The sequence below is a fragment of the Mesorhizobium sp. WSM4822 genome, from assembly GCF_055811155.1.
On the sequence record NZ_JBVVQM010000004.1, the window covers coordinates 476,106 to 502,111 of the forward strand.

At 61.5% G+C, this 26,006-nt stretch carries 26 protein-coding genes and 1 pseudogene; 17 read left to right on the forward strand and 10 right to left on the reverse strand.

Annotated features, from left to right (window positions below):
• Window positions 1-64 precede the first annotated feature (64 nt).
• A complete protein-coding gene (locus AC0L3E_RS12950; RefSeq protein WP_127319805.1) occupies window positions 65-988 on the reverse strand; it encodes a glycoside hydrolase family 26 protein in 924 nt (307 codons plus the stop codon).
• Between the two features lie 611 nt (window positions 989-1,599).
• Between AC0L3E_RS12950 and AC0L3E_RS12955 the strand changes: the two genes are divergently transcribed.
• Complete coding sequence (locus AC0L3E_RS12955) at window positions 1,600-3,480, forward strand: glycosyltransferase family 2 protein (protein ID WP_473604898.1); 1,881 nt, start codon at window positions 1,600-1,602, stop codon at window positions 3,478-3,480.
• Between the two features lie 257 nt (window positions 3,481-3,737).
• On the forward strand, window positions 3,738-4,145 hold the full coding sequence (locus tag AC0L3E_RS12960) for a hypothetical protein (protein WP_256745637.1): 408 nt from the start codon (window positions 3,738-3,740) through the stop codon (window positions 4,143-4,145).
• A 261-nt stretch (window positions 4,146-4,406) separates the two neighbouring features.
• On the opposite strand, the gene AC0L3E_RS12965 is transcribed toward AC0L3E_RS12960, so the two are convergent.
• From AC0L3E_RS12965 to AC0L3E_RS12975, 3 genes are all read right to left on the reverse strand, one after another.
• Window positions 4,407-5,408, reverse strand: a complete 1,002-nt coding sequence (locus AC0L3E_RS12965) for a glycosyltransferase family 2 protein (RefSeq protein ID WP_473604914.1) — start codon at window positions 5,406-5,408, stop codon at window positions 4,407-4,409.
• 44 nt (window positions 5,409-5,452) lie between these two features.
• Window positions 5,453-6,379 (reverse strand): lysylphosphatidylglycerol synthase domain-containing protein, encoded by a 927-nt coding sequence (locus AC0L3E_RS12970; protein WP_473604899.1) that lies wholly within the window; start codon window positions 6,377-6,379, stop codon window positions 5,453-5,455.
• A 188-nt stretch (window positions 6,380-6,567) separates the two neighbouring features.
• The gene (locus AC0L3E_RS12975) at window positions 6,568-8,193 is read right to left on the reverse strand and encodes an ArnT family glycosyltransferase (RefSeq protein ID WP_352584842.1); all 1,626 of its coding nucleotides are present in this window, start codon (window positions 8,191-8,193) and stop codon (window positions 6,568-6,570) included.
• Between the two features lie 328 nt (window positions 8,194-8,521).
• On the opposite strand from AC0L3E_RS12975, the gene AC0L3E_RS12980 reads away from it, so the two are divergent.
• Window positions 8,522-9,025 (forward strand): DUF995 domain-containing protein, encoded by a 504-nt coding sequence (locus AC0L3E_RS12980; protein ID WP_473604900.1) that lies wholly within the window; start codon window positions 8,522-8,524, stop codon window positions 9,023-9,025.
• A gap of 349 nt (window positions 9,026-9,374) precedes the next feature.
• Window positions 9,375-9,815, forward strand: a complete 441-nt coding sequence (locus tag AC0L3E_RS12985) for a hypothetical protein (RefSeq protein ID WP_473604901.1) — start codon at window positions 9,375-9,377, stop codon at window positions 9,813-9,815.
• On the opposite strand, the gene galE is transcribed toward AC0L3E_RS12985, so the two are convergent.
• Window positions 9,769-10,848 carry a UDP-glucose 4-epimerase GalE gene (gene galE, locus AC0L3E_RS12990; protein WP_473604902.1) on the reverse strand — a complete coding sequence of 360 codons (1,080 nt, stop codon included), beginning with the start codon at window positions 10,846-10,848 and terminating at the stop codon, window positions 9,769-9,771. The two genes, AC0L3E_RS12985 and galE, sit on opposite strands and share 47 nt — an antisense overlap.
• Complete coding sequence (locus AC0L3E_RS12995; protein WP_127270640.1) at window positions 10,845-11,882, reverse strand: UDP-glucuronic acid decarboxylase family protein; 1,038 nt, start codon at window positions 11,880-11,882, stop codon at window positions 10,845-10,847. Before AC0L3E_RS12995 ends, galE begins: the two co-directional genes overlap by 4 nt.
• Window positions 11,883-12,588: 706 nt before the next feature.
• Between AC0L3E_RS12995 and AC0L3E_RS13000 the strand changes: the two genes are divergently transcribed.
• From AC0L3E_RS13000 to AC0L3E_RS13025, 6 genes and pseudogenes are all read left to right on the forward strand, one after another.
• Window positions 12,589-13,194, forward strand: a complete 606-nt coding sequence (locus tag AC0L3E_RS13000; protein WP_128310088.1) for a hypothetical protein — start codon at window positions 12,589-12,591, stop codon at window positions 13,192-13,194.
• Window positions 13,195-13,256: 62 nt separating this feature from the next.
• A complete protein-coding gene (locus AC0L3E_RS13005; protein WP_473604903.1) occupies window positions 13,257-14,111 on the forward strand; it encodes a 23S rRNA (adenine(2030)-N(6))-methyltransferase RlmJ in 855 nt (284 codons plus the stop codon).
• A 193-nt stretch (window positions 14,112-14,304) separates the two neighbouring features.
• Window positions 14,305-14,757, forward strand: a complete 453-nt coding sequence (locus AC0L3E_RS13010; RefSeq protein ID WP_127268684.1) for a hypothetical protein — start codon at window positions 14,305-14,307, stop codon at window positions 14,755-14,757.
• 133 nt (window positions 14,758-14,890) lie between these two features.
• Window positions 14,891-15,472, forward strand: coding sequence for a TetR/AcrR family transcriptional regulator (locus tag AC0L3E_RS13015; RefSeq protein ID WP_473604904.1), 582 nt, complete (start codon window positions 14,891-14,893; stop codon window positions 15,470-15,472).
• A complete protein-coding gene (locus AC0L3E_RS13020) occupies window positions 15,469-16,305 on the forward strand; it encodes an EamA family transporter (protein WP_473604905.1) in 837 nt (278 codons plus the stop codon). Before AC0L3E_RS13015 ends, AC0L3E_RS13020 begins: the two co-directional genes overlap by 4 nt.
• A 28-nt stretch (window positions 16,306-16,333) precedes the next feature.
• Window positions 16,334-16,645: pseudogene (locus AC0L3E_RS13025) on the forward strand (LysE family translocator); the annotation flags it as partial.
• Window positions 16,646-16,666: 21 nt separating this feature from the next.
• Here AC0L3E_RS13025 and AC0L3E_RS13030 read toward each other — a convergent pair.
• Both AC0L3E_RS13030 and AC0L3E_RS13035 read right to left on the reverse strand, forming a co-directional pair.
• Window positions 16,667-16,972 (reverse strand): transcriptional regulator, encoded by a 306-nt coding sequence (locus tag AC0L3E_RS13030; protein ID WP_473604906.1) that lies wholly within the window; start codon window positions 16,970-16,972, stop codon window positions 16,667-16,669.
• Window positions 16,973-17,437: 465 nt separating this feature from the next.
• Window positions 17,438-18,019 (reverse strand): hypothetical protein, encoded by a 582-nt coding sequence (locus tag AC0L3E_RS13035; protein ID WP_256745626.1) that lies wholly within the window; start codon window positions 18,017-18,019, stop codon window positions 17,438-17,440.
• 417 nt (window positions 18,020-18,436) lie between these two features.
• On the opposite strand from AC0L3E_RS13035, the gene AC0L3E_RS13040 reads away from it, so the two are divergent.
• Window positions 18,437-19,033 (forward strand): glutathione S-transferase family protein, encoded by a 597-nt coding sequence (locus AC0L3E_RS13040; RefSeq protein ID WP_473604907.1) that lies wholly within the window; start codon window positions 18,437-18,439, stop codon window positions 19,031-19,033.
• 118 nt (window positions 19,034-19,151) lie between these two features.
• On the opposite strand, the gene AC0L3E_RS13045 is transcribed toward AC0L3E_RS13040, so the two are convergent.
• The gene (locus AC0L3E_RS13045) at window positions 19,152-19,814 is read right to left on the reverse strand and encodes an outer membrane protein (RefSeq protein ID WP_292567147.1); all 663 of its coding nucleotides are present in this window, start codon (window positions 19,812-19,814) and stop codon (window positions 19,152-19,154) included.
• A gap of 413 nt (window positions 19,815-20,227) precedes the next feature.
• Between AC0L3E_RS13045 and AC0L3E_RS13050 the strand changes: the two genes are divergently transcribed.
• The 6 genes from AC0L3E_RS13050 (at window position 20,228) to AC0L3E_RS13075 (ending at window position 25,352) form a co-directional block, all read left to right on the forward strand.
• Window positions 20,228-20,992 carry an SDR family oxidoreductase gene (locus AC0L3E_RS13050; RefSeq protein ID WP_256745625.1) on the forward strand — a complete coding sequence of 255 codons (765 nt, stop codon included), beginning with the start codon at window positions 20,228-20,230 and terminating at the stop codon, window positions 20,990-20,992.
• Window positions 20,989-23,052 (forward strand): excinuclease ABC subunit UvrC, encoded by a 2,064-nt coding sequence (gene uvrC / locus AC0L3E_RS13055; protein WP_256745624.1) that lies wholly within the window; start codon window positions 20,989-20,991, stop codon window positions 23,050-23,052. Before AC0L3E_RS13050 ends, uvrC begins: the two co-directional genes overlap by 4 nt.
• 97 nt (window positions 23,053-23,149) lie before the next feature.
• Window positions 23,150-23,746, forward strand: coding sequence for a CDP-diacylglycerol--glycerol-3-phosphate 3-phosphatidyltransferase (gene pgsA, locus AC0L3E_RS13060; protein ID WP_023673449.1), 597 nt, complete (start codon window positions 23,150-23,152; stop codon window positions 23,744-23,746).
• A 1-nt stretch (window position 23,747) separates the two neighbouring features.
• Entirely contained in the window at window positions 23,748-24,005 is a 258-nt protein-coding gene (gene moaD, locus AC0L3E_RS13065) for a molybdopterin converting factor subunit 1 (RefSeq protein ID WP_127267618.1), read from the forward strand.
• 1 nt (window position 24,006) lies between these two features.
• The gene (locus tag AC0L3E_RS13070) at window positions 24,007-24,477 is read left to right on the forward strand and encodes a molybdenum cofactor biosynthesis protein MoaE (RefSeq protein ID WP_473604908.1); all 471 of its coding nucleotides are present in this window, start codon (window positions 24,007-24,009) and stop codon (window positions 24,475-24,477) included.
• 110 nt (window positions 24,478-24,587) lie between these two features.
• Complete coding sequence (locus tag AC0L3E_RS13075; RefSeq protein ID WP_128310011.1) at window positions 24,588-25,352, forward strand: YbaY family lipoprotein; 765 nt, start codon at window positions 24,588-24,590, stop codon at window positions 25,350-25,352.
• A 64-nt stretch (window positions 25,353-25,416) separates the two neighbouring features.
• On the opposite strand, the gene ndk is transcribed toward AC0L3E_RS13075, so the two are convergent.
• Window positions 25,417-25,839 carry a nucleoside-diphosphate kinase gene (gene ndk / locus AC0L3E_RS13080; protein WP_013532476.1) on the reverse strand — a complete coding sequence of 141 codons (423 nt, stop codon included), beginning with the start codon at window positions 25,837-25,839 and terminating at the stop codon, window positions 25,417-25,419.
• Between the last annotated feature and the right edge of the window lie 167 nt (window positions 25,840-26,006).

The following is a 26,006-nucleotide window of genomic DNA, read 5'->3' on the forward strand; positions in this document are numbered from 1 at the left end:
CATGATCAAACAAGGAGATTGGAAATCGATCCCGATCGCGTCGAGATCGATCAGCACGATGCGTCTACGGCAGGACGTGCTGGGTCACCCTCCAGTCGGGCAGACCATAGCCACCCAGCCACGGCCACACTTCCTTCTGGTTGAAGTAGACGACCGAAGTCAGCGCCGGGAACTCCGCGTAGGATTTGCGGGAATCTTCCTGCCATTTCGAGACATAGTCCTGCTTTCCGACATAGCCGAGTTCCGCAACGACGATCGGCTTGTTGAACACTGCAACGCGGTCATAGCCGGGCTTCAGCAGCTCAGCGAAGGTACGGTCATGACCGGCCTCGTCATTGTCCTTTTTCTGCAGACCGAACACCGACAGGCCGATGACGTCGACATAGTCGTCGCCGGGGTAGTATTTTTCCAGACCCTCTTCGCCCTTGGGCGACCACATATACTTGGCGGCGGGGGCAGCCTTGCGGCAGATATCGACCTCGCGCTTGTAAGCGGAGATCCAGTCCTTGGGAGCCCAGTTGGCCCAAGTGAAGCGGCCGTTCTTGTCTTCCATTTCCTGAGCCCAGCGAATGGTCACCGGGCTCTTCATCTGTCCCACCAGGCCGCAGATTGCCTGCATGTTGGCGTCATATTTGCCGCTCAAAATGCCGTCGCGCAATTCGGGCGGGGTGATGCGCCAGTCCTTCGACCAGGTCCACGGCTCAACCGTAATCAGCAGCGAACGTCCGCGTTGAAGCGCATAGGCGTCGGCAAGCGGCAGCGTCGACAGGTCGACGTCTTCCCAAGGCAGGAACAGCTCTTCGATGCTGGCACTCTTGTCGGCGCTGAAGTCGCCGTAGGGATCATAGGATCCGAACGCCGAGGCGGCGCTGCTCGTTTGGACGGGGTCCGTCGCGGCTACCGAGCCAGCGCCTCCTGCCGTGGGGAACGCGGCGCTTCCGCCCAATGCCAGCGCGATTGCGAGTGCTTTTACTGTGGAGTATTTCATGTCGATCTCCCATGGCCCCAACCTCTTTCGGAAGTTAAAGCTTCGCCCGTGCGCATCGATGCCTGATCGACACGACTACCCAAAAACCGATCGGCTCTATTTGGCAGAATCTGCGGGATTTCGGAGCGACCCCATTGGCGGATGTGCGAACCTGGCACAGAGCCACCCAAAATTACCTCTCAAGCCCCTATACAGGGGGCGTTCGAGAGAAAGTTCGCCGCGATACTCACAAATTCGCGTCAAAATCCCGATATATCATCCCTGGCTAATTTAAGAGCCGGTCAGGGCCAAGAGTCAAGCACAATTAACGGTTGCTTAACCTTGACGACCGCAACATGGTTAACGGCTTTGGCCGGATCCCCTCCGACTGCCTCGACCCGTCGATGAATTTCCAGCACCGAAGAGTTTACCGGCTCGCCGCCAGACTGACTGCTCGGTAGCGGCTATTCCTCCCCCGATAAGCGTAAGGTTAACCAAATCTCAAGAATCATATTCAACAAACAATTAATTTAGTTGACGCTAAGAAAGCATTAGCTAATTCTAATCCTGGGATTTTGGGAGCTTCCAGCCACCTTGTCGGCGGAAGCCCAAAGTGGCGGGCGAGTTAGTGTATGAGTGCTTCCGTGCATGATGGCGTCGTCGGCCATAAGAGCAGACGGGCGCATCGATCTGAGGCGGCTCTGGCAGTCACTGCGCAGAAGGGGCCCTTTCTGGTGCCCGTGCTGTCGGCCATTCAGCAATGGATCCTGAGACTGGCGCTGGCTTTCTGGTTCTGCACACTCGGGTTTTTCTGGATCTGGTGGCTGAAGCCGGAGCATGTCGAACATCTCGGGCCATACACGTTCGCAACACTCATCCTGGTATGGCTCACGCTCATGCCGTTGTACTTTCTCTTGAACGTGCATGCGTCGAAAAAACCGTCCAAGCTTCACACGATCCCGAAGCGTTCGCGGGTCGCGATGGTGGTCACCAAGGCCCCCTCCGAACCGTTTGCCGTCGTTGCGCGCACGCTCGAAGCGATGCTGGCACAGGATTACCCGCACGATACCTGGCTGGCCGACGAGGATCCCTCCGAAGAGACAGTTCGCTGGTGCGACGCTCACGGCGTGATGATTTCGACGCGGCGCGGCAGGCAAGACTATCACCGCACGACATGGCCACGCCGGACGCGCTGCAAGGAAGGCAATTTGGCGTTCTTCTACGACCACTATGGCTACGAGCGTTACGATTTCGTCGCCCAGATGGATGCGGACCATGTACCGACGCCAACCTATCTGAGGGAGATCCTGTTTCCCTTCGCCGATCCCTCGGTTGGCTATGTCTCGGCGCCGAGCATCTGCGACAACAACGCCGCCGAGAGTTGGGCGGCGCGCGGCAGGCTGTTTCCGGAAGGGATGTTTCACGGACCGCTGCAGTCCGGCCATACGAGCGGTGGAGCTCCGCTCTGCATCGGCTCGCATTATGCCGTGCGGACCAAGGCGCTGAAGCAGGCGGGCGGTCTCGGTCCTGAACTGGCGGAAGATCACTCCACCTCCATGTTGATCAACGCGGCCGGATGGCACGGCGTGCATGCGCTCGACGCCATCGCCCATGGCGATGGCCCGCAGACCTTCGCCGACCTCATCACCCAGGAATTCCAGTGGTCGCGCAGTCTGATGACGATCCTGCTCGAATATTCGCCGAGCTATCTCCCAAAGCTGTCGCCGCGGCTGAGATTCCAATTCCTCTTTTGCCAGCTCTGGTATCCGCTGTTCGCCGTCTTTGCGTTGCTGATGTACGTCATGCCGGTCTATGCGCTGTCTACCGGGCGCAACTTCGCCAATGTCATGTATCTCGACTTTTTGTTCTACTATCTGCCGAACGCGGTCGCGCTGGTTGGCCTGGTGATGCTGCTGAAGGCGTTCGGCCTCTCGCGCCCGATGACGGCCAAGACGATCAGCTGGGAAGGCACGCTGTTCCTCTTCTTCGCGCGTTGGCCTTGGGTGCTGGCCGGCACGTTGTCGTCGATCCGCGACTATCTGACCAAATCATTCGTCGATTTCCGCGTCACGCCCAAGGGCAGCGGCCCCAAGCACCTTCTGCCGGCTCGCGCCCTCACTCCCTATGTGGCGCTGGCCATCGGCGCGGCACTGCCTGTCCTGCTCGTTGAGCACCCCTTCGATGCCACGGGCTTCTACTGGTTCGCCGCCTTCAACGCCTTCCTCTACGGGCTGCTGGTTGTTGTGATTGTCGTAAGGCACGTCATCGAAAACAGGATTCCGTTGCGCGCCAATGCGGCGAAAGTCGCCTTTCAGGGGTCGCTTGCCGTGCTGGCGCTGATCGTGCCCGCCGCGGGCTTCTACGATCGCGGCATGGAAGGCGTCTACGGACTGCAGCAGGGCGCCGGTGGCCTGCGCATCGTGCGCATCGCCTATGTGGTTTCCGGCGCAGGCCAGGGCAACATCGGTGGCCGCAATTTCTACTTCGATCCAGGTTGGGAAACGCGGCGCTGAATGCTGGGAGGCGTCCGCGTAGCGGGCCGGCACTCTGGAACGGCTGCAGGCACGAGCCCAAAAGATCAAACTTTAATTATATCCGATCGATTGCCGAAAGGCCGCGTTCATCGTGTCGTTTGCATGATCTTTAATAAGTTTCCCCTAATATACAATCCATGATGTGAGCGGCGATAGGCTGCTCGCGTGGCGCGGAAGCCAAAAAAGCAAATAGATCTCCGCGCTGCAACGAATTATATTCGTGGTAGGGGACAATGATGAACAAAGTTATGGAAAGAAGGGCAAGGATCGGCACGAAATATGCTTGTGCATTTGCCGCCGTTGCATTGATCTCGATACTCTCAGGTTGCCAGAGCAAGGACGCGACCAAGACCAGCTCGATCGGCACAAAGTCCGTGGTGCATACGCTCGGCAAGAAGGTGCACGACGTCAAGAAGAAGCGGCTGCATCTGTTCAACCGCAAGCCGCTCACACAGACGACCATGGTGACGCGTACGAGGGAGGAGGCCTATGCGGCCTTCGTGCGGCCGCAGCGTGTCGGCAGGCCGGCGCCGGTGAAGGTCTCCTACCGTCTGGGCAATGGCGGCCCCTTCCTGGGCCGTTCGCCTTGGATTTGTGGCCCGAGCGGTTTCGGCCAGCGCGCCAGCTGCCGTTCGCGCTACTAGAGCATCAGACCTAAAAGTGGCGGCGCGATTTGAATGAAGGATCCGCCGCTCTTGTCTTCGCCAGGGGGCGCGAGTCGAGGGCGAGAGGTTGGCGCAGACGTTGCGCCTTGCCTCTTGCCCTCAGGCCGCCATTCCTGGGATCAATGAACCCTGCCAGTCCGCCGTCGGCCTGAAACCAAAATCCCTCCCAGCAAGCTATCGATGAAGCCACTGCCCCGGTCAACGCTGGGGACGGAGAGCCTCGATGGCGTCCCGATCACCTCATGATGCCCGGCGCGGGCGGAGCCAGCCGTCATTGTCACTGCGCGCCGGCTGTGGCCGCGCGACATAGGCCGATGCTCCATTCGCTTCGTGATAGACCCGTGCCAGCATTTCAGCCAGTACGCCCGACGTCACCATCTGCACCCCGGCGATGAGCAGGAAGAAGCCGGTGAACAGCATCGGTCGCGTTCCAATGTCTTCGGCGAAAAGCAGCTTCAGGCAAAGCAGGTAGGCAAGGATCAGCGAACCCAGAGCGCCAAGCACGATGCCGATGCCGCCGAAGAAGTGCCCGGGCCGCGTGCGATAACGCATGAAGAAGTACATGAAGACTAGATCGAGCACGACCCTGAAGGTGCGCGAAATGCCGTATTTGGATTGGCCATGGATGCGGGCGTGATGCGTCACCACTTCCTGCGCGATGCGTCTGGGGGTCGTCACGGTGGCCAGCCATGCCGGGATGAAGCGGTGCATCTCGCCATAGAGCTTGACGCTGCGGATGACGTTGCCGCGATAGACCTTGAGGCTGCAGCCATAGTCCTTGAGGCGCACCCCGGTGACGCGCGCGATCAGCGCGTTGGCGATGCGCGAGGGCAGCCTGCGCATGAAAAAACCTTCCTGGCGATCCTTGCGCCAGCCCACCACCAGGTCGAGATCCTCGCTCAACAGGCGGTAGACCATACGCGGAATGTCGTAGGGATCATTTTGCAGGTCGCCGTCGATCGTGGCGATGACGTCGCCGCGCGCTGCGTCGATACCGGCTTGCATCGCGGCGGTTTGCTTGTAGTTGCGCACCAGCTCGACCGCATGCACATGCGGGCCGTAATGCGCCGCCAGGCGCCTGATCTCGCTCACCGTCGCGTCGGTGCTGCCGTCATCGACCAGCACGACCTCCCACGGCTGGCCGTAGCGTTCCATCGCCTGGTGAATCCGCACCAGCAGCGGTTCGACGTTTTCGGCCTCGTTGTACATGGGCACGACGATGGACAGTGTATGGTCCGGCATCACCGCGCCGTCAGGCAGTCCCGAAGCAGGGATGGGCAATACGCTCATAGGGATGGCTTCCTTGCAGGGCCGACGGCCGGGTTCCCCGGCAGTGTCGATTTCGAGGGAAACAGCCAGGCGATCGCACCCGTGGCGATTGCCGAGCAGAAGATGAACAGATGCAATGCCAGCGCTGCCTGAAGGCCGCTCTTCATGGCAACGCCGGAGGTGAGCAGCGCCGCCGCTGCACCCGCTTCGTAGGTGCCGAAGCCGGCGACGCCTTGCACCGGTAGTATGGCGGCGCCTTCGGCCCCGACGACGCCCGGAAAGGCGGTCGAAAAGGATGTCCCCAGTAGCATTGCCAGCAACCATCCCTGCACAGTGAGCTTCAGCGACCAATTGGCGATCGTCCACCACCAGCCATAACGCGATCGGCCGGTCGCCTCGGTGAAGACATCGCGCAGCCTGCCGAGTTTCGCCACGATCTTGCCGCGGCCTGCCCAGTCATGCGGCGCACGCGCCCAGCGCGGCAGGTACCAGGCGGCAGCGATTACCGCGGCCACGCCCGCGATTCTTATCGCCGGATGCAGGCCCGGCCACACAGCCAGGGCCAGCACGCCGACGACGAAGGCGTCCTGCAGCCTGAACCACAGCAGCGAGGCGCTGGCACGCATGATCGGTATGCCGAAGACCTGGCGCAGGAGCAGGGGAAATGCCGTCTCGCCGCCGCGGAAGGGCACGACGTTGATCATCGCATTGTGGATCAGAATGACGCGCAGGCAGGCGCCGAAACGGCCATGCACCTCCTCGCGGAACTCGTCGCAGACGCGCAGCGCGCGCAGCACGTAGGTGACGAACAGCGCAAGCGCCACGGCCGCGAAAGCGCCGGGCGTGATGCTCGCGAAAGCATCGCCCACCATCTTCCAGCGCGAGTCGCTGGCGACCCACGCTAGTAGGGCCAGGGTCACGATTATTGAGATTGCTCTTTTCAACCAATTCTCCGCCGGTTTCCACCGCCGAGTTCAAATGGCAGCACCGCGTGGTGCCCGAGTATCCCTACCGCCATCCGGGATCGGTTCGCCTGGCCCACCGGCTTGCCGAGTTTCGGCATGAGAACGCGACCGCCGAACCGTCGGGACAATATCCTGTCCAAGGCCCACAGCCCCAGACTGTCGCGGTTCTATGGACGGCTGATCCTATAGACCAGCAAATCGTCCGAATCCACAAGCTTGGTTGCGGTCTTGTCGAGATAGTCGATGACCCCGTCATGATGCTCGAGGAACAGCCGGTCCTGCTTGTCGGCGGCGTTCTTGGCCGTGCCGAACAGGTCCGCGCCTTGCGCGCGCAATTCCTCGAGCTGCGCGATCGCGGTGGCATCGTCCGCTACGAATTTCGACCATTCGACATCGCCGCCGCCAGGCGGGAACACCCAGCCGCGCGCTCTGCTGTAGTAGACGGCGACGGGATCGCCGACCTCGGGCGCAATGGCGACGACGAGGTCGCCCGGCTGCGCTAACCGCGCCAGTTCGTCGCCAAGCAGCTTGCCATTCATGGCGATCGGCGTCTTCATTGTCCTGACAAGGGGAAAAGTCGACCAGACCAGCGTGACGGCCGCGATGCAGATCGCGCGCAGCACGACCGCCGGGGACAAAACGGGTCCCGATGCAAGCGTTGCCAGGAGAAACGCGCCGCGGCCGCAGAACATCGCGAATGGCACATGGAAGATGTGGTAATTCCAGGGATTGCTGGTGATCTCGCGCGCTGCCGCCAGATAGATGACGATGGCCGCAGCCAGCCAAACATAAGGGATGGCCGAAAGAGTGCGTTGCTTGGGGTCTTCGACGGGTCTGGGCGGCAGCCAGAAGCCGATCGCGATCAGCACCATGAACGGATAGCCGTAGAACCACCAGACTGAGGTGTTCCATACGGATTTGAAGTAGAAGCTGTTCCTGAAGAATGTCCAGAAACCGGAATCCCAGATATAGCCGCTGCCCGCGACATGAAACGGCGGATAGCTGCGGCCGAGATAAATGGCCCAGCTGAAATAGGCGCCGATGATGGCCAAGCTCAAAAGCCCCAACAGGAAGACCTTGGCCGCCTGCTTTCGCTTGTTCTCAAGAACCCAGGAAACCATGAGGTAGAAGATGACGGCGCCGGCGGCGAGGCCCGGCGGCTTTGCCAGCACGCCGAGCGAGAAGCTCGCCGTGGCAAGCGGCAGGAGCCAGCCGCTGCCGCCGGCCCAGTATTTCGCGAACAGCCAGACGCCGAGCGTCACCAGGGCCAGCATCGCGGGATCGGGAAGAAACGAGCTGTCGATCATGATCGCCGCCGGCATCAGCGCGTAGGCAAGTGCTGCGGCGTGAGCGTGGGTCTCGTCCCAGCATAACGCCGTTAGCCTGTGCAGCGAAAACACCGTCACCAGACCGAAGAAGGCCGCTACCATGCGGCCGAACCAGTCGTGCCAGCCGAAGAGTTGATAGAGCAGGGCGGTCAGATAGCTGACGATCTGGAACTCGCGGCCCTGATAACTTGGCCCGGGTCCGGTCCAGCTGACCTCCGGAAAGAAGATGTTCCAGCTGCGCTGCTGGAAATTGTCGGCCATCATTGCCGTGCTTACCTCGCGCCAGCTGAAGGCATCGACGAGTGGCAAGGTGATGTTGTGGAACCTGAACACGACCGCAATGAACAGGATGCCCAGCAATATCGCCATGTTGGGGCTCAGGGTGCTGCTAGCAGCCATCTCCCGGTCGCTTGACTGCAGGTATTGCTGACCTTCGGCCTGATTCAACTCCGGGTCGTCCGTCATTTGAAACCGCGTCCTCCCTAACGTCTGCGGATGTTGCTTTTGAGCGCGATTGTCGGAGGTGGAGGAATATACGACGCAATTCTTAATTTTGACGATTGCGGCTGCGTGTGTCTCGAATAGTTGTTGTTTATCCGCTTGGCGAAGGTTGACATCACCGTTCTCGCGACTGTTAAATAGTTTCCTAGGCTGTCAGAGCGCTGATAGTGCTACCTTGGGCCAAACAGGCATGCGCACGCCAATTGTACCGACAGATCTGACCAGATTGCCGCCGCTTTGCGTCGACCGTCGGCAACACAGACCCCGTCGGTTCGCAAGTTGCACGCAGCTTATGTTTCTCCTGGCTCTCTGCGGCCAGACGGCGCTTTCGGGAACAGCGCACGCGGCTGCCGCCAAAGACAGCGGACCGGCGCAAGCGGTTGTCGCCACCGTTCCGACTGCCTACGAGCTGTCGCTTCTTTACGCCGATCGCACATGGGTGTGGAAAAACGGAGCAGCCTATTTCGCACAGGGCAATCGACGCCTCGAGGCCTGGACGTCCGGGCCGGACACGGCATCTTTCGCGGCGGGCAGATGGCTGGTCACCAGCAACGGTAAGATGTGCATGGAACTCGCCTGGCGGTCGAAGGGCTACACCGGCAAGCAAAAACGCACCTGCTACAGCCACCGGATTCAGGGCGGGAACATCGAGAAACGCGAGGATCCGGATGGGGAATGGTACAGTTTCAAGCGATCTCCCGAGGATACTTCCGACGAATACCGGAAATTCGAAGTGGGCAACCCGAAGAGCGCGCAGTTCGAAGAGACCCGCAAGCTGGTCGATTCCAAAAATTAGGTTGCGCAACCGACCCATCCTGACGAGTTGAACAAAACCACTCAATCCCGCTTTCGAGAGCGGACTGCGTTGCAAGGCACCTGTCAGGGATCTGGCGAATCGCTTATGGTAGGACACCAAGCAGTTCGGCTGGAGCCGTCGGTGCGCCGATCGTTGGTTGATGACATTCAACTTTATCTGACAGAACGACGAGACGATGGGCCCTACCATACGGTTTTGATGAAATTTAATAATTAGTGATGTCTAATATTGACGTGTGATGTGCGAGTGGTCACTCATGCGGCGTGAGAGCGGCGAAGCATAGTATGTCGCGATGCGCCCTTGGCTTATACTTGATAGCAAGGGACACATGATGAACAATTCAGCGATGGGTGCAGTCAACCCAAGCAAAAATATCATATTTATTAAAAATATCGTGGCTATCGTTGCGGCCGCGGCGATGATCTCTGTGGTTGCAGGCTGTCAGAGTATGGATGCGACCGAAACCAATTCGGTCCTCGTCAAGCCTGTGGTCCACGCCATCCGCAGCCAGCCCGCGGTCCAGCCCGTGCAGGCCGGATTTCTCGTGCGCTCGCTCCGGGCCGACCTTCCGATCCAGATGACAAGCACAACAGGAACCGAAAGTGCCTACGCCTTTGCACCACCGCAACGGATCAGAGCCAGCACGCCGGCGCCGGTGAAAATCTCGTTCAATCCTGGCGATGGCGGCACGTTCTCCGGCGGCTCGCCTTATATCTGCAGCCCTAGCGGGTTTGGCCAGCGCGCGAGCTGTCGCCCCCGCTATCTCTGACCCGTCGAGCGGCGACCGACGTTGCCGCCCTGGCTGGCGGCAGTTTCATTGGCCTGGTCTTCAGTCCGAAAAAAGGAGCGGCTGTCCTGACAATCGTATCGATGTCTGAAAGTTCCGGCACAAAGCCAAGATGTTCGCGTGCGCTTCCCGGATCGGCGTAGAGCTCCGCCGGATCTCCGGGGCGCCGGCTTCTGAACACTGCCGGGACCGGTCTTGACGTCATTCGGCCGACCGCCTTGACGATTTCCTTGATGGAGACGCCCCGCCCGGTGCCGAGATTGACCGCCAGGCTTCGCCCGCCACCCTCGAGATGCATGAGCGCTTTCAGGTGGGCGCGGGCCAGATCGGTGACGTGGATATAATCCCTTACACAAGTGCCGTCCGACGTGTCGTAGTCGGTGCCGAAAACCTCGATCGCGTCGATGATGCCCGATGCGGCCATGAGCACTCTGGGAACCAGGTGGGTTTCCGGCGAATGCCACTCACCAAGCTCGCCGTCGGGATCGGCGCCACAAGCGTTGAAATAGCGCAGGATAGCAAATTTCATTCCATACGCGGAAGCATAGTCGCCGATGATCTGTTCGCCCATCAGCTTGGAGCGCCCGTAAGGGCTGATCGGATTTTGCGAGGAGGTCTCGCGAACGGGTAACGCTTCCGGCACGCCGTACGTCGCACAGCTGCTGGAGAAGATGATGTTTTCGACCGAACAAGCGCGTGCGGCATCGAGCACCGCGATGGTGCCTGTCACATTGGTTGAATAATATTCGGCCGGCTCGCGAACGGACTCTCCGACATAGGCCAGCGCCGCAAAATGGATCACAGCCGTCGGCCGGTGCGTTTCCATCGCCCCCTTCAATGCATCCCGATCCCGGATATCGCCGACGACAAGCGGACCCCAGGCGACGGACCTCTCGTTGCCGCGGCTCAGATTGTCGAAAACCACCGGCATGTAGCCGGCGGAGGCCAACTGCTTGCAGGTGTGGCTGCCGATGAAGCCGGCTCCACCCGTCACCAGGACTGCCGGCCGGCTCATGAGGCGGCAGCTCCTCTGGCAATGCGGTTTCCGTAGAGCAGGGTGTCAAAATACTCGACGGTACGCGCGAGCCCCTGGCTCAAGCTGATTTTCGGCTCCCAGCCGAGATTGGCCTTGGCAAAAGAGATGTCCGGCTTGCGCTGCCTGGGGTCGTCGACGGGCAGCGGCCGATGCACGATCTTCGATCGGGCGTTGGTGTAATCGACGACCAGCGTCGCCAGTTCCATGATGGTGAATTCGGCAGGGTTGCCGAGATTGACCGGGTGGGTGGGCGCGCTCGGCGCGTTCATCAGCCGGACAAAGCCCTCGATCAGGTCGTCGGCATAGCAGAAGGAGCGCGTCTGCTGGCCGCTGCCATAGACGGTCAGGTCCTCGCCGCGCAGCGCCTGGACGATGAAGTTCGAAACCACGCGCCCATCGTCGGGCTGCATGCGACGCCCGTAGGTGTTGAAAATGCGGGCGACACGGATATCGAGGCCATAGGTTCTCGAATAATCGAAGAACAGGGTTTCGGCCGAGCGCTTGCCTTCATCATAGCAGGAACGCGGTCCGTGCGTGTTGACGTTGCCGAAGTAGCTCTCGGGCTGTGGATGCACGAAGGGATCGCCATAGACTTCGGACGTAGAGGCCTGGAATATCTTGGCCTTGTTCTGTCGCGCGAGTTCCAGAAGGTTCAGCGATCCAAGCACGCTTGTCTTGAAGGTGTGGATCGGGTCTGCCTGGTAGTGCGGCGGAGAGGCGGGGCAGGCGAGATTGTAGATCTCGTCGCACTGAAGATCCGAAGGCAGTGCATCGACGATGTCATGCTCGATGCAGGTGAAGCTCGGATTACGCAGAAGGGTATTGAGATTGTATCTTTTGCCGGTGTGGAAATTGTCCAGCGCGACAACGTCGTATCCGTCCCGCAAAAGACGTTCGCACAGATGCGATCCTAAAAAACCCGCTCCTCCGGCGACAAGGGCGCGTCGTCGGCTTTGGTTGGCGCCCCTTTGGCTGCCGGATTCCAGTTTCAGAACCTTGACAAGCTTACCCATGCTTTCCTCGCACGCACCGCACACGCTACCGCCGGGGCCGGGACAAAGCATCGCCCGGCCACGTTCCTGAGAACGTGGCAAACCTCCGCGTCTGCGGAATCGCCATCACTGATGTGCGTTAATTGTTCTTTGGCTTTCGCGAAGCTGGTACGACTACACGACCTCCGTGCTGCCGCTCAGCATTCTCTGCGCCCCGAAAACGCGGTCACCCGCTCGGTGTCACCATCGCCGATTGCTCGCCCAAATTGCACATCCCAACATATCGAAAATATACCTGTGGAAATTATAGTCAACTAAATTAGTGATTTCTTAACCAAGTGCGCTCGCGGATGGTTAACATGAGGGGGCGACGGTCTCTCGGGCTGAAACATGGCGCGTACGGAAAATCCTCTTTACTAATCAGCATATTGGCTCGATCGACGACAATGTATGACCGGACGCGGAAGCTGTCCCCTGAGGTAGAATCGAAACTTGACAGCAAGGACGGCCGAGAATGAGCCGACAGCGATGTCAGCGCAGCGCGCGAAATACTCGGCTTAATTTTTGAGCGCATAGGTAGAACCTTGAATTGTTGCGCGGCCACGCCGCCAATCTGGTTGCGCTCGCACCCGCACGGCCCACCTCCAGGTGGCTGCCCGCAACTGGCCATCGCCTTTTGGCCGTCGGGGCGCTATTGGCAAGGTCACGATACGCCATGGTGATCTGAATGCGCTTTCTGTTTGTCCTGATCCTGCTCGTCGGCGCCGGCATCGGTGTCGTCTATCCCTGGGCGATGAGCAACTTCTCCGGCCATGAGATCGGCACCTGGCGGGTCTATGAGCAGGGCCGCTTCAAGCCGCTGACGGTGCCGCTCTCCGGCCGCGACGCGCCGGTGCGGGTGCTGGTCGACCTGACCGCAAGAGCAGAGCGCATCGTTTCGCAGCAGCGCACCGTGCTGACGCTGACCGCTGCAAGCAATGGCCGCACGGTGCTCGCCTCGACGCTGCAGTTCAACCATTCCGACAACCCTCGCCAGGTCAGTCCGCAACTGCCCGACAAGATCTTTCGCGACGAGGCCGGCGTGATCGCGACCGTCAGTCCGGGCCCCTATACCTTCACCGTTGGAGCGGGTGATGCCGACGACATACCGATGCGGGCGGTCGATCTCATCCTGCGCTCCGGCGCCGGCGAGATCGACAGCCGTGCACGGCCGGTCGGCTTCGCGCTGATGGCGATCGGCCTGATCGGATTCTTGCTGACTTTGCGCACTCGTGGCGGCCGGCCAGAAAATCCGAACTCGCAGCCGCCACCGCCGCGTTGGGGCAGGGGCTGATGCATGTCGCCCAAAAGTGTGCAGCGGTTTTGGGACAACGACATGCATAACGGCACAAAACCATGAACTACCGCCACGCCTATCATGCCGGGAATTTCGCTGACGTCGTCAAGCATGTCGTGCTGACGCGCTTGCTCGAGTATCTGAAGCAGAAGGATAAGGCGTTTCGGGTCGTCGACACCCATGCCGGCATCGGCCGCTACGACCTGTCGTCCGCCGAGGCGCAGAAGACGGGTGAGTGGCAAGGCGGCATCGGCAGGCTGATCGATGCCCCGTTCGCCGCTCCGGTGGCGGCGCTGCTCGCGCCTTATCTGGAGACTATACGGTCGCTCAACCCCGAGGGTGGCATCCAGAAGTACCCCGGCTCGCCGTTGATTGCGCGCCATCTCATGCGCAAGCAGGATCGGCTGACGGCGATCGAGCTGCACCCCAATGATGCCGCGAGGCTGAGGACGTTCTTTGCCGGCGATTTCCAGGCCCGGATCATCGAGCTCGATGGCTGGCTGGCGCTCGGCGCGCATCTGCCGCCGAAGGAAAAGCGCGGCCTTGTCCTCATCGATCCGCCATTCGAGGAAGCGGGTGAGTTCGAACGCCTCGTCGACGGGCTGATAAGGGCGCACAAGCGGTGGCCCGGCGGCATCTACGCGCTCTGGTATCCGATCAAGGACCGCAAGGCGATCATCGCCTTCCGCAAGGCGCTGAAGCAATCCGGCATTCCGAAGCTGCTCGATATCGAGTTCGAGATCAGGCCGGCCTCTTCGGAACCCAGCCTCGACGGCAGCGGTCTGCTGGTCGTCAACCCGCCGTTCACGCTGGAGGGCGAGTTGCGGACGCTGCTGCCGGCCCTGCACAGGCTGCTTGCGGTGGGGCGGCCGGCGCACTGGTCGCTGGAATGGCTGGCCGGCGAGCAGGCTTGAGGCGGTCTCATCGACGACCCGGGGACCGCGTGCTCTTGGGTCTGGATATGAACGTGCCAGAGCCATTCCGGTGCGTGCAAATTCGGCTTTGGTCAAAAAGCGGTTTCAAACTGGGAAACCATTGTCAACGCAACCGCTTGACCGCCGCCGAGCGAATCCGCACAGTGCGCGCAATCGACCTTGAGAGGCTGCCATGACTCGCTTCGCCAAATCCGCCCTTGCCGCCCTGATTTCGCTCTTCACCCCGCTTGCTGCGCCTCTCGGTATCACTCAGACCGTGCAGGCCGCCGATCTTACGGTCTATTCCGATGAAGACAGCGGGGTCTGCGGTCAGCCCTGGGTACTGAACAAGATCACCAGCCGCTTTTCCTATCAGGTGCATCACGTGCCGCATCTGCCTGACGTGCAGATCACCGATTTCCGGCGCATCCACCAGCATCGCTATCTGGCGGCCAACGATACCTGGCCGATCGGTCGCCGTTATTGCGGCGCCACCGTCAGCCTGTCCGACGGCCGCGATCGCACCATCTGGTACCTGATCGAGGAAGGCCAGGGCTTTGCCTCGATCGGCGACAATGTCGAATTCTGCGTCTCGGGCTTCGACCGCTGGATGGTCTACAACGGCCGCTGCCGCATTCTGCGCTAGACCCGGTTTCCCCTTCCAATCTCTTTCGCGCCTGTGGCCTGATCGGCCGCAGGCGTTTTTTCGTGCCGTTGACAGCAGGTTCGATCCATCGCATACAGGCGAGACAGACCTGTCTCACTACTAGGTAACCTCCATGACGCCGTCGTCCGCTTCCGGCAAGCGCCAACACGTCGTTGACACGGCCTACGTGCTGTTCAAGCGCGCCGGCTTCCATGCCACCGGTATCGACCGGATCATCGCCGAAGCCGATGTGGCCAAGATGACGATGTATCGCCACTTTCCCAGCAAGGACGAACTGATCGTCGAGGTGCTCGACTATCGCGCTATGCGTTTCGACCGCCAACTCGACCGGCTCGCCCAGGAGGACGTTCCGCCGGAGCAGAAAATCGGAAAAATCTTCGACTGGCATGCACGCTGGTTCCGCAGCCCGGATTTCCATGGCTGTCTGTTCGCACATGCGCTGGCCGAGTTCGGCGATCCCGGGCATCCGATTTTCGAGGCCGTTGTCAGGCAGAAGAACGGCCTCAAGCGGCGCATGCAGTCTATCCTCGAAGAGATGATGCCGCGCGGCCGCGCCGAGAGCGTGGCGGCGACGCTGCTTATGCTGATCGAAGGTGCGACCTTGCTGGCGCAGATGGGGCAGGCCGAAGCCGCCATTCGCGACGCCCGCAAGGCGGCCATGGGCATCGTCGCCGCCTCGCGCCGGCCGCAATGAGCCCGCTGGTCATCGGGCTCGCATTGTTTGCGGCGATCCTGCACGCAAGCTGGAACGCGTTCCTGCGCACGGGGGCCGACAGGTTGTGGACCGTCACCGTCATGAGCTTTTCAAGCACGGCGCTCGCCATCCCCTTCGCCTTCTTCCACGACCTTCCGGCCGCGCCGGCCTGGTCCTATATCGTGCTCTCGGCCTGTCTGCAGGTTGGCTACACCTTGTTTCTCGTGGCCGCCTACAGATATGGCGAACTGGGGCAGGTCTATCCGATCGTTCGCGGCAGCGTGCCGCTGCTTGTCACGCTCGGCGGGTTCTTCCTGGCCAACCAGCAGCTCACTGTGCCGCAGACCGTCGGCGTCGCGCTGGTCGCTGGCGGCATCATGGGCCTTTCACTCGGACGGGGCAGGGCCGCCACGACATCGATATTCTATGCATTGGCAACGGGAGCGATCATCGCCGCCTATGCGACGGTCGATGCGCTCGGCGTTCGGGCGGCGGGAAATGCCGGCGCCTACACCGCATGGGTCCTGCTGATTTACGGCGCGTTGCTGCCGGCGGCCTTCGTCGCCTGCCGTGGCCGGCTCATTGTCGACCTGCGCGCGCCTGAAACCTGGAAGGCGCTGGGCGGAGGCCTGTTTGCACTTCTGGCCTACGGTGTCGTGGTCGCGGCCTTCGCGCTCGGACCAGCAGGTCCGATCACTGCGATCCGCGAAACCAGCGTCGTCTTCGCGGCCTTCATCGGACGCCTGTTCCTCGGCGAGATGCTGACGCCACGCCGGGTCGGCGCCTGCGCTATCGTCGCGCTCGGCGCCATCTGCCTCGGCTATCAGCCATGACGGAAATGCGGATCGCGAAGATTCTGGACTGCAGCCCGTCTCAGGACGGCGAGGGCTGCTGACGATTTTTGCCACCGGCGTCGCGCTCAATCTTGGCAATCCGAAGATGCCGTTGTTCTACGTTGCGTTGTTGCCTAACGTCGTCGGCGCATCGCTCAATGCTGCTCATCTTGGTGTGCTGATGATGGTGATCCTGGCCGTTGAAGTGGTGGTGATCGGCGGTCATGTCATCCTCGCCGGTCGCGCCCGCAGCTTGTTGCGCACGCCAGGGATCGTACGCCGGGTGAACCGCGCGGCGGGCGGTGTGATGATCGGCGCCGGCGTTGCCGTTGTTGCCTGAGCGGATTGCCCAGTCGCCACGCTATTTCCTGCGCGGCATCGCCTGATCGATGATTTTGCGCAGGAATGCGGCGTGGCCGCGGAACGCGCGCCGTCCGTTGGTCGTCGCCTTGACGCGCGTCTGCGGTCGGCGGCCGACGAACAGCTTTTCGATGTCGACATAACCGGCCCTGGCCAGCGTATCGAGATGCGCGCCGAGATTGCCGTCGGTGACGTCCACGATGGCCTTCAGCCCGGTGAAGTCCAGCGTTTGGCGTCTTTCCAGCATGTTCAGCGCGGCCATGATCCTGAGCCGAGTGCTCTGGTGGATGATTTCGTCGGCACTCATCGATCGGCTCCGGTGCAGCCAAGCCGGAGGCCACCGACAACCATGCCGCCGCCGTGGCGGACCGTCTTGGCAATCTCGAACGGCGACAGCGCCATTTGCCCCTGTGCGATGGACATCGAAGTACTCCGGCATGCCGTGCAGAATACTCTGCCATATAGAGTAGTCTGTCAATTCACGAGCAATCGGGTCTGCGATCGCGCTTGACAAGGTGATGCGTTGGCCGGCTGTCGCATTGCAGTATAGATCGTCCGCCTGCATGAGATGATCGCACCGCTGAGGCTGTGGTCATGATATTGGCGAACGAAGATCGACACGCAAAGCTGTTCGCTGATCTTCGGAGCTTCACGAGAAGAGCGCCCCCGCGGAGTGTGGAGAATGTCGGCGACACATTCTAGCCGATGGTCGAAGATCAGCAGTGAATTTCTGCGACGATCAGCACGATCATGTGCCGATCGTAACCGAAAGTTAAGTTGCGAAAATCAGTCTATTGCTTCGCTGGCTAGCAAGCCGCGAGTCAGATATGCATGAGCGCGCCGGGTCATTACGGCCGTCGGCACAACGGAAGGGGCATCGCATGGCTAAGCAGTCATCCAAAGCGCCGGCGTCGAAGGCACCGGCAAAGAAAGCACCCGCAAAAGCAGCGACGGCGAAGGTCGCAGCTGCAGTGAAGAAAGCAGCACCCGCTGCCAAGCCGAAGGCCGCGGCGGCCAAGGCAAAAGCAGCACCGGCCAAGAAGCCGGCAGCGAAAGCTGCTGCGAAACCGGCAGTGAAGAAAGCAGCACCCGCCAAGGCAGCGGCAAAGCCGGCGGCGAAGGCGGCACCAGCCAAGAAGCCTGCAGCGAAGGCTGCGGCGAAACCCGCAGCGAAGAAGGCAGCACCTGCAAAAAAACCGGCTGCCAAGGCTGCACCTGCCAAGGCTGCACCGGCCAAGAAGCCGGCTGCGAAGGCTGCTCCGGCAAAGAAGGCTGCGGCAGCGAAATCTTCAGCACCGGTGAAGAAAGCGGCACCTGCGGCCAAGCCGAAGGCAGCACCCGCGAAGGCCGGCAAGAAGTAGTCGCGTCTTCCCTCGCCGGGGGTGGTGCCGAAACAGTCAAGGGCGGGTGCCTGACAGGCGCCCCGTTCGTTGTTTGGCAGTCGGAAGGCGAGAACAGAGGCGGACGGAGGATATCTTTTCGCAGCTCCCAGGACTTCGCCATAGGGCGGAGTCCGGTGGGGCTTTTTGTGCCATTCATGCGCTTGATGAAATATCGGCGCGAGGCCCTTCGGTCATGGCTGTCGGCTGAGTGATCCCTGCGATTCTGGCAACTCGGCGACTATGTGATGAAGCACCGTCTTCATGGAGCGCTCGCCAAACGGCCCCGGCCGATGAGTCCGCTCGCTGGCGGCCGGGTTTTCCGCTTCTGGCCATTGCTCGATCGCGCTTGATCGGTCAACACTGCCGGCCTGCAAAACAGGAAACCGATCATGCCCAGACTGCTCTATGCGTCCTCCTCTCCCTACAGTTCCAAAGTGCGCATGGCAGCCGCCTATGCCGGCATCGACATCGAAACGGTGGCGGTCAAAACGGACGACAAACCGGCCGAACTGATCGGCGCCAACCCGCTCGGCAAGATCCCGGTTCTGGTGCTCGACGACGGCCGCTCCATCCACGACAGTCGCGCCATCACCCAGCATCTCAACCGTTTGTCGAAGAGCGCGCTTTTTCCACGCAATCCCGACAAGCGGCTCGAGGCTGAAGTGCTGGAGGCATTGGCCGACGGCATTTGCGACTGCGCGCTGTCGATGGTCTATGAACGGCGCACGCGGCCCGAGGAGATGGTCTATCAGCCTTGGCTCGATCGCCAGTGGGCGAAGATCACGGCGGCACTCGACCTGCTGAATACCAACCCGCCGAAGCTGCCGAAGAAGATCACCGCCGGCCAGATGGCGCTGCGCGCCTGCCTTGGCTATCTCTCGCTGCGTTTTGCCGGAAAATGGGAGAAGGGTCGCGCCCGGCTGACGCGATGGGCGGCACGCTTCGACGAGAAGTTTCCAGAACTGAAGCCCTGCATTCCTGGTTGATAGCCGATTGCCCGGAATTGATTTCCCGGGTTATCGATTCGATCACCGGGAAAATCACTCAGATACAAAAAAAAGCCGGGCGCGAGGCCCGGCTTTTTCGTGTCGTGGCTTGAACGACTTAGAACTTCATACCGACGCCGAAGGTGACGCGGTTGTCGGTGGCCTTGACCTTGCCGATACCGTCGAAGCTCTTGCTGCCGAAGTCGGTGTAGCGGTACTCGACGCGGCCGAAGACATTGTCGGTCAGCTTGATGTCGGTGCCGAGACCGGCGGTCCAGCCGAGCATCGTGGCGCGGTCCGAACCGTATGCGTCGTCTTCGACCTTCAGGCTCCTTCCGGCGAGACCGCCGGTGCCATAGAGCAGGATTTCCGGGGTCACGGCGTAGCCAAGACGGGCACGCAGCGAACCTTCGAAGCCAGCCTTGGAATTGACGCCATTCTCGTCGCCCTTGACGCCGTTGTAGCCGAGTTCGGCCTCAGCGCCGTAGACGAAGTTCTCCTGCTGCCACTGATAGCCGCCGAAGACGCTGCCGACGAAACCCTTCGTGCCGACGTCAACATTGTCAACACCCAGATCCTTTTCCTTGGTATGGCCGCTGAAGCCATAGCCGACGTTGAGACCGGCGTAGGGTCCGGCCCACGAAGCGACCGGAAGTTCAGCGATCGGCGCAGGTGCCGGCGGCTCTTCCGAAACCACGTCAGCAGCATAGGCAGTTCCGCTGAGGGCGAAGAGCCCAAGCGCAACGGCCAGCGGCCGTGCGAATTTGAGATTGGCTTGCATTGTTCTTTACTCCTTAAGCCACAGGACACAGGCTTGTTTCTCACGATCGCCATCTACCCGTCCGGGGGGTGAAACGGATCTGGCGTTCGTCGGTTCCAAATGTCGTGTCAAAATGCGGCTGAAGCGAACCTGAACTTGGGTCATTCCCCGGCACGAATGAGGCAGAACCTTGACGTTGCATCTTCGCAACAGCGAAATGGCAGGAACCATCCCATGCTGCGCTGCACACCGCTTGGTGCAAGGACTCCAGCACCCTATATTGCGGTCGGGCGCGCCCGAGCCCAGGGCGGGCCGGGATGTCCAAACGGCCGTTTCGCCACAATGCTGCCCAAGGTGCGAACACCATTTAACGCATGCCGGGCCATATTTCGCCGGCACCGCTTTTTCGGGCCGAAATTGAGGATTGACACCATATGAGCAAAGCCACTGTCACGGCGCTGGTGACGGGCGGGGCCAGGCGGATCGGCAGGGCGATCGTCGAGGATCTCGCCGCGCACGGTTTTGCCGTCGCCATCCACTGCAACCGCTCGCGCATCGAGGCCGATGCGTTGGCTGCCAAAATCATCGCCGGAGGTGGCCGCGCCGCCGTGGTCGCCGCCGACCTGACCGATATGGACGCCGTCGACGATCTCGTCGGCCAGGCGCAAGCAGCGCTCGGGCCGATCCCGCTGCTGGTCAACAATGCGTCGCTGTTCGAGGACGATTCGGTTCTGGATTTCGACTGGCGTGCCTGGGACCGGCACTTTGCCGTCCATGTGAAAGCGCCCGCGCTGCTGGCGCAGAATTTCGCCCGGGCGTTGCCGGCAGGGCAGGAGGGCCTGATCGTCAACATGATCGACCAGCGCGTCTGGCGTCCGACGCCGCGCTACTTCTCCTATGCGCTGTCCAAGTCGACGCTGTGGACGGCCACCCAGATGATGGCGCAAGCGCTCGGCCCCAGCATCCGCGTCAATGCCATCGGCCCGGGGCCGACACTGAAGAACGCGCGTCAGGACGACAGCGATTTTGCCGCACAGGTGGATGGCTTGGTCCTCAAGCGCGGCCCGGAATTGCCGGAATTCGGCGCCACAATCCGCTATCTCTGGGAAGCGCGCTCGGTCACCGGCCAGATGATCGCGCTTGATGGCGGCCAGCATCTTGCATGGCAGACGCCAGATGTGACAGGCATGACGGAATGAGTCCTGTAGACCACAAAAGCACGCCGCGCGGCGGCGCCGACGATCTGCCCCCCGATATCGACCTCGAGGACGAGGCGGTCGAGGAGATCGTTGAAACCGTCGGCCCCGATGTCGCCTTCACCGCCATCGACTGGACACCGCATGCCGGCGACGCGGAAGGCATGATCGGCGCCGAGGTGATCCAGACGCTGGTCAAGCGGCTTCCCAACGCGCCCGGCGTCTACCGCATGATGAACGCTGCCGGCGATGTGCTCTATGTCGGCAAGGCGCGCAGCCTGAAGAAGCGCGTCACCAACTACGCGCAAGGCCGCTTCCACACCACCCGCATCGGCCGCATGGTGCGTGAGACGTCGACGATGGAGTTCGTCGTCACCCGCACCGAGATCGAAGCGCTGCTGCTCGAAGCCAACCTTATCAAGCGCTTGCGGCCGCGATTCAACGTCCTGATGCGCGACGACAAGTCGTTTCCCTACATTCTCTTGACCGGCGACCATGTCTCGCCGGGCATCTACAAGCATCGCGGCGCGCGCTCGCGCAAAGGCGATTATTTCGGCCCGTTTGCCTCGGCCGGTGCCGTTGGCCGTACCATCAACTCCCTGCAGCGCGCCTTCCTGCTCAGGAGTTGCACCAACTCGTTCTACGAGAACCGCACGCGGCCATGCCTGCTTTATCAGATCAAGCGCTGCGCTGGTCCCTGCACCGGCGAGGTCTCGCATCAGGACTATGCGGAACTGGTCGGCGAGGCGAAGGACTTCTTGTCCGGCCGCAGCCAGAAGGTGAAGACGGAAATCTCGGCCGCCATGCAGCAGGCGTCGGAAGCTCTCGATTTCGAGCGCGCCGCGATCTATCGCGATCGACTTGCGGCCCTGTCGCATGTGCAGAGCCACCAGGGCATCAATCCGGCGACCGTCGACGAAGCCGATGTCTTCGCCATCCATCAGGAAGGCGGCCAGGTCTGCATCCAGGTGTTCTTCTTCCGCACCGGCCAGAACTGGGGCAACCGCGCCTATTTCCCCAAGGCCGATCCGGCGTTGGAAGCAGCCGAGGTGTTGGGTTCGTTCCTGGCGCAGTTCTATGACGACAAGCCGACGCCGCGGAACATTCTTCTGTCGCATGGCGTCGAGGATCAGGAACTGCTGGCCGAGGCGCTCTCCACCCGAGCTGGCCGCAAGGTCGCGATCTCCGTGCCGCAGCGCGGCGAGAAGAAGGACCTGACCGACAACGCTTTGCAGAATGCCCGCGAAGCGCTCGGACGCCGGCTGGCTGAAACCTCCACCCAGGGACGCCTGCTTGCGGGTTTCGCCGAGACATTCGGCCTGGCCAAGCCGCCGGTGCGCATCGAGGTTTACGACAACTCACACATCATGGGCACCAACGCGGTCGGCGCCATGGTCGTCGCCGGACCGGAAGGGTTCGTGAAGAACCAGTACCGGAAATTCAACATCCGCTCGACCGAGATCACACCTGGCGACGATTTCGGCATGATGCGCGAGGTGATGGAGCGACGTTTTTCGCGGCTGCTGAAGGAGCATGGCGATGTCCCGGCTGGGGATGCGGCTGATGGTTCGGCGGACGATATGGAGGACGATATCTCCGGCAGCTTCCCGGCCTGGCCCGATGTCATCCTGATCGACGGTGGCCAAGGCCAGATGACTGCGGTGCGCAAGATCCTCGCCGATCTCGGCATCGAGGACCGGGTGGTGGCCATCGGCATCGCCAAGGGCCAGGACCGCGATGCCGGCCGTGAGCGTTTCTTCGTCAAAGGCAGGGACTCGTTTTCGCTGCCGGTTCGCGATCCCGTGCTCTATTTCGTCCAGCGCCTGCGCGACGAGGTCCACCGTTTCGCCATCGGTTCGCATCGGGCGCGCCGCAAGAAGGAGATGGTCAAGAGCCCGCTCGACGAGATCAGCGGCATCGGTCCCGGCCGCAAGCGGGCATTGCTGCTGGCATTCGGCACCGCCAAGGCGGTCAGCCGCGCGGCCATCGAGGATCTGCGGAAAGTCGACGGAATTTCCGAACAGGTGGCGAAACTGGTCTACAATCATTTCCACGAGAGTTGAAAAATCCGGCACTTTCATCTGGCCTGTCGAATCTGGCCTGTTGACCCCCTACATTCGCATCTGATTTGAGTAGGCAGGCAGAAAGAGTTTCCCAGACATGGCCAAGCGCGCGTTCAACCTGCCCAATATGCTCACCTACGCCCGCATCGTCGCGGTGCCGCTGGTGGTGCTGTGCTTTTTTCTCGAAGGACATCTGAAGTCGAGCGACTTTGCCCGCTGGTCGGCGCTGATCATCTTCCTGCTCGCCTCGATCACCGATTATCTGGACGGCTATCTGGCACGCGCCTGGCAGCAGACCTCCAACATCGGCAAGATGCTCGACCCGATCGCCGACAAGCTGCTGGTCGCCACATGCCTGCTGCTGCTGGCCGCCGATACCGATCGCCATGCGGGCATTGCCGGCTGGTCGTTGTGGGCGGCGATCATCATCCTGTGCCGTGAAATCCTGGTTTCGGGCCTGCGCGAGTATCTGGCGGCGCTGAAAGTCTCGGTGCCGGTGACGCAGTTGGCAAAATGGAAAACCGCGATCCAGATGGTCGCCATAGCGTTCCTCTTGGCCGGACCGGCCGGCGACAAGATCTTTCCGCTGACCACACAGACCGGGCTGGTTCTGCTGTGGATCGCGGCGTTGGTCACGCTCTACACCGGCTACGATTATTTCCGCGCCGGCCTCAAGCACATCATGGACGAGTGAGATGACGACACGGCTCATCTATTTTGCCTGGGTGCGCGAACGCATCGGCATGGCTGAGGAGGATGTCGACCTGCCTGCGGGCATCGAGACGGTGACCGATCTCCTGCGCTGGCTGAAATCGCGCGGCGATGGCTACGAGCACGCTCTGCAATATCCCGACGTGATCCGCGTCGCCATCAACCAGGAACATGTCGAGCACCGCGAGAAGATCGCGGGCGCCCGCGAAATCGCGCTGTTCCCGCCGATGACCGGGGGCTGACATGAGCGGCGCGGTCTTGCCTGTCGTGCGCATTCAGCGCCAGGATTTTGACGTCGCCGCCGAGATCGCCAGACTGACGCAAGGCCGCGCCGATATCGGCGCCGTGGTGAGCTTCTCCGGCCTTTGCCGCGACGAGCAGGGCGCGCTCTCAGCGCTCGAGCTCGAACACTACCCCGGCATGGCCGAAGCGGAAATCGCCCGCATCGCTGTTGAAGCGGTCGAGCGTTGGCCATTGCAGGGGCTCACCGCCATCCACCGCCACGGGAAGATCGCGCCCGGCGAGAACATCGTGCTGGTGGTGGCAGCCTCGGCGCATCGCCATGCGGCGTTCGAGGCGGCGAATTTTCTGATGGACTATCTCAAATCGCGCGCGCCTTTCTGGAAGAAGGAGCATCGGGCTGACGGCTCGGAGGGTGGCTGGGTCGAGGCCAAGGAAGCCGATGCAAGGGCAGCGCAACGCTGGAAACCGTAAGATCCGCCGCAGCCATGCATTGACCGCAATCCTTTGGCCAATTGGCGGGATTGGTAAGCCCGGGCATTGGCAGCCCGGGGCATTGGCAGCCCGGGGTGAGGGAGATGGTCATGCTGGACAGGATCGCGGAGTTCTTGATCTTCGGTTTCGTGCCTCTGGTCGTCGGCATATTGGCCGTTCCGGAGCAGTCTGTTGCCGCCGAAAGGGCCGTGAGAGGCGAGGTGATCTATCGCGAGCGCATTGCCTTGCCGCCCAGTGCCGTGCTCTCCGTCCAGCTGGCGGACGTGTCGCTGGCCGACGCGCCGGCCACCATCATCGGTGAGCAGCAAGTAAAGCCGGCAGGCCAGGTGCCGATCAGCTTCGAGATCAAATTCGACCCTTCGGTCATCCGGTCGCAGATGACTTACGCGTTGCAAGCCCGCATCACCGTCGACGACAAGCTGCTGTTCATCTCCGATATGCGCCATCAGGTCGATCCGTTGGCCGACGTGCCGCAGACCATCATGCTGAAGATGGTCACCCCGAGTGCCGAGCCGACGGCTTCCGTCTTCGACCAGCTCTGGCTGGTCGACTATATCGACGGCATCGGCGCTATTGCTGCCCCGCAAGCGACGTTCAGGGTCAGCGGGGCCGGCAAGGCGGGCGGCAGCGGCCCCTGCAACACCTACTTCGCCACCGCCAAACTCGATGGGCAAACGATCGCGATCAGGGACATCGGCTCGACCTACAAGGCCTGTGCGCCCGAGGTGATGGCCGAGGAAAAGGCGCTGTTCGATGCGTTGGCCAAGGCGGCGTCATACCGTGTCGATGCCGGAAAGCTCATCATTGTCGACAAGGATGGCCGCGAGATCCTGCGCTTCAGCGCGGCGAGCTGACCCCGACGAAAAAGGCCGGCGAAACGCCGGCCTTTTCACGTAATCCAAGGTCTGGATTATCGGCTCAGCCGACGATCTCGGTGTCCGAGAACCAGTACTTGATCTCTTCTGCCGCGGTCTCCGGCGCGTCGGAGCCGTGCACCGAGTTTTCGCCGATCGACAGCGCGTGAACCTTGCGGATGGTGCCTTCGGCGGCGTTGGCCGGGTTGGTGGCGCCCATCACTTCGCGGTTCCTGGCAATGGCGTTCTCGCCTTCCAGCACCTGCACGACGGTCGGTGCCGACGACATGAATTCAACCAGTTCGCCGAAGAAGGGGCGGTCCTTGTGGACGGCATAGAAGCCTTCCGCTTCGCGGCGGCTCATCCAGACCCGGCGCGAGGCGATGACGCGCAGGCCTGCCTCTTCCAGCATCCTGGTGATGGCACCAGTGAGATTGCGCCGGGTTGCGTCCGGCTTGATCATGGAAAATGTGCGTTCGAGCGCCATGGGTCGTCCTTGTCTGAGAATGGAATTGAGAGTGGCGGGCTCTATACAGCACCTGTCTCTTATACACATCTGACGCTGCCGACGACGGAGAGAGTGTAGATATCGGTGGTCGCCGTATCATTAAAAAAAAAAAGGGGGGGGGGGGGGGGGGGGGGGGGGGGGGGGGG

What these genes read in the sequence shown, in the direction of transcription:
- AC0L3E_RS12950 (WP_127319805.1), bottom strand. Translation starts at nt 988, where the DNA reads ATGAAATACTCCACAGTAAAAGCACTCGCAATCGCGCTGGCATTGGGC.
- AC0L3E_RS12955 (WP_473604898.1), top strand. Translation starts at nt 1,600, where the DNA reads ATGAGTGCTTCCGTGCATGATGGCGTCGTCGGCCATAAGAGCAGACGG.
- AC0L3E_RS12960 (WP_256745637.1), top strand. Translation starts at nt 3,738, where the DNA reads ATGAACAAAGTTATGGAAAGAAGGGCAAGGATCGGCACGAAATATGCT.
- AC0L3E_RS12965 (WP_473604914.1), bottom strand. Translation starts at nt 5,408, where the DNA reads ATGCCGGACCATACACTGTCCATCGTCGTGCCCATGTACAACGAGGCC.
- AC0L3E_RS12975 (WP_352584842.1), bottom strand. Translation starts at nt 8,193, where the DNA reads ATGACGGACGACCCGGAGTTGAATCAGGCCGAAGGTCAGCAATACCTG.
- AC0L3E_RS12980 (WP_473604900.1), top strand. Translation starts at nt 8,522, where the DNA reads ATGTTTCTCCTGGCTCTCTGCGGCCAGACGGCGCTTTCGGGAACAGCG.
- AC0L3E_RS12985 (WP_473604901.1), top strand. Translation starts at nt 9,375, where the DNA reads ATGATGAACAATTCAGCGATGGGTGCAGTCAACCCAAGCAAAAATATC.
- galE (WP_473604902.1), bottom strand. Translation starts at nt 10,848, where the DNA reads ATGAGCCGGCCGGCAGTCCTGGTGACGGGTGGAGCCGGCTTCATCGGC.
- AC0L3E_RS12995 (WP_127270640.1), bottom strand. Translation starts at nt 11,882, where the DNA reads ATGGGTAAGCTTGTCAAGGTTCTGAAACTGGAATCCGGCAGCCAAAGG.
- AC0L3E_RS13000 (WP_128310088.1), top strand. Translation starts at nt 12,589, where the DNA reads ATGCGCTTTCTGTTTGTCCTGATCCTGCTCGTCGGCGCCGGCATCGGT.
- AC0L3E_RS13005 (WP_473604903.1), top strand. Translation starts at nt 13,257, where the DNA reads ATGAACTACCGCCACGCCTATCATGCCGGGAATTTCGCTGACGTCGTC.
- AC0L3E_RS13010 (WP_127268684.1), top strand. Translation starts at nt 14,305, where the DNA reads ATGACTCGCTTCGCCAAATCCGCCCTTGCCGCCCTGATTTCGCTCTTC.
- AC0L3E_RS13015 (WP_473604904.1), top strand. Translation starts at nt 14,891, where the DNA reads ATGACGCCGTCGTCCGCTTCCGGCAAGCGCCAACACGTCGTTGACACG.
- AC0L3E_RS13020 (WP_473604905.1), top strand. Translation starts at nt 15,469, where the DNA reads ATGAGCCCGCTGGTCATCGGGCTCGCATTGTTTGCGGCGATCCTGCAC.
- AC0L3E_RS13030 (WP_473604906.1), bottom strand. Translation starts at nt 16,972, where the DNA reads ATGAGTGCCGACGAAATCATCCACCAGAGCACTCGGCTCAGGATCATG.
- AC0L3E_RS13040 (WP_473604907.1), top strand. Translation starts at nt 18,437, where the DNA reads ATGCCCAGACTGCTCTATGCGTCCTCCTCTCCCTACAGTTCCAAAGTG.
- AC0L3E_RS13045 (WP_292567147.1), bottom strand. Translation starts at nt 19,814, where the DNA reads ATGCAAGCCAATCTCAAATTCGCACGGCCGCTGGCCGTTGCGCTTGGG.
- AC0L3E_RS13050 (WP_256745625.1), top strand. Translation starts at nt 20,228, where the DNA reads ATGAGCAAAGCCACTGTCACGGCGCTGGTGACGGGCGGGGCCAGGCGG.
- uvrC (WP_256745624.1), top strand. Translation starts at nt 20,989, where the DNA reads ATGAGTCCTGTAGACCACAAAAGCACGCCGCGCGGCGGCGCCGACGAT.
- pgsA (WP_023673449.1), top strand. Translation starts at nt 23,150, where the DNA reads ATGGCCAAGCGCGCGTTCAACCTGCCCAATATGCTCACCTACGCCCGC.
- moaD (WP_127267618.1), top strand. Translation starts at nt 23,748, where the DNA reads ATGACGACACGGCTCATCTATTTTGCCTGGGTGCGCGAACGCATCGGC.
- AC0L3E_RS13070 (WP_473604908.1), top strand. Translation starts at nt 24,007, where the DNA reads ATGAGCGGCGCGGTCTTGCCTGTCGTGCGCATTCAGCGCCAGGATTTT.
- AC0L3E_RS13075 (WP_128310011.1), top strand. Translation starts at nt 24,588, where the DNA reads ATGCTGGACAGGATCGCGGAGTTCTTGATCTTCGGTTTCGTGCCTCTG.
- ndk (WP_013532476.1), bottom strand. Translation starts at nt 25,839, where the DNA reads ATGGCGCTCGAACGCACATTTTCCATGATCAAGCCGGACGCAACCCGG.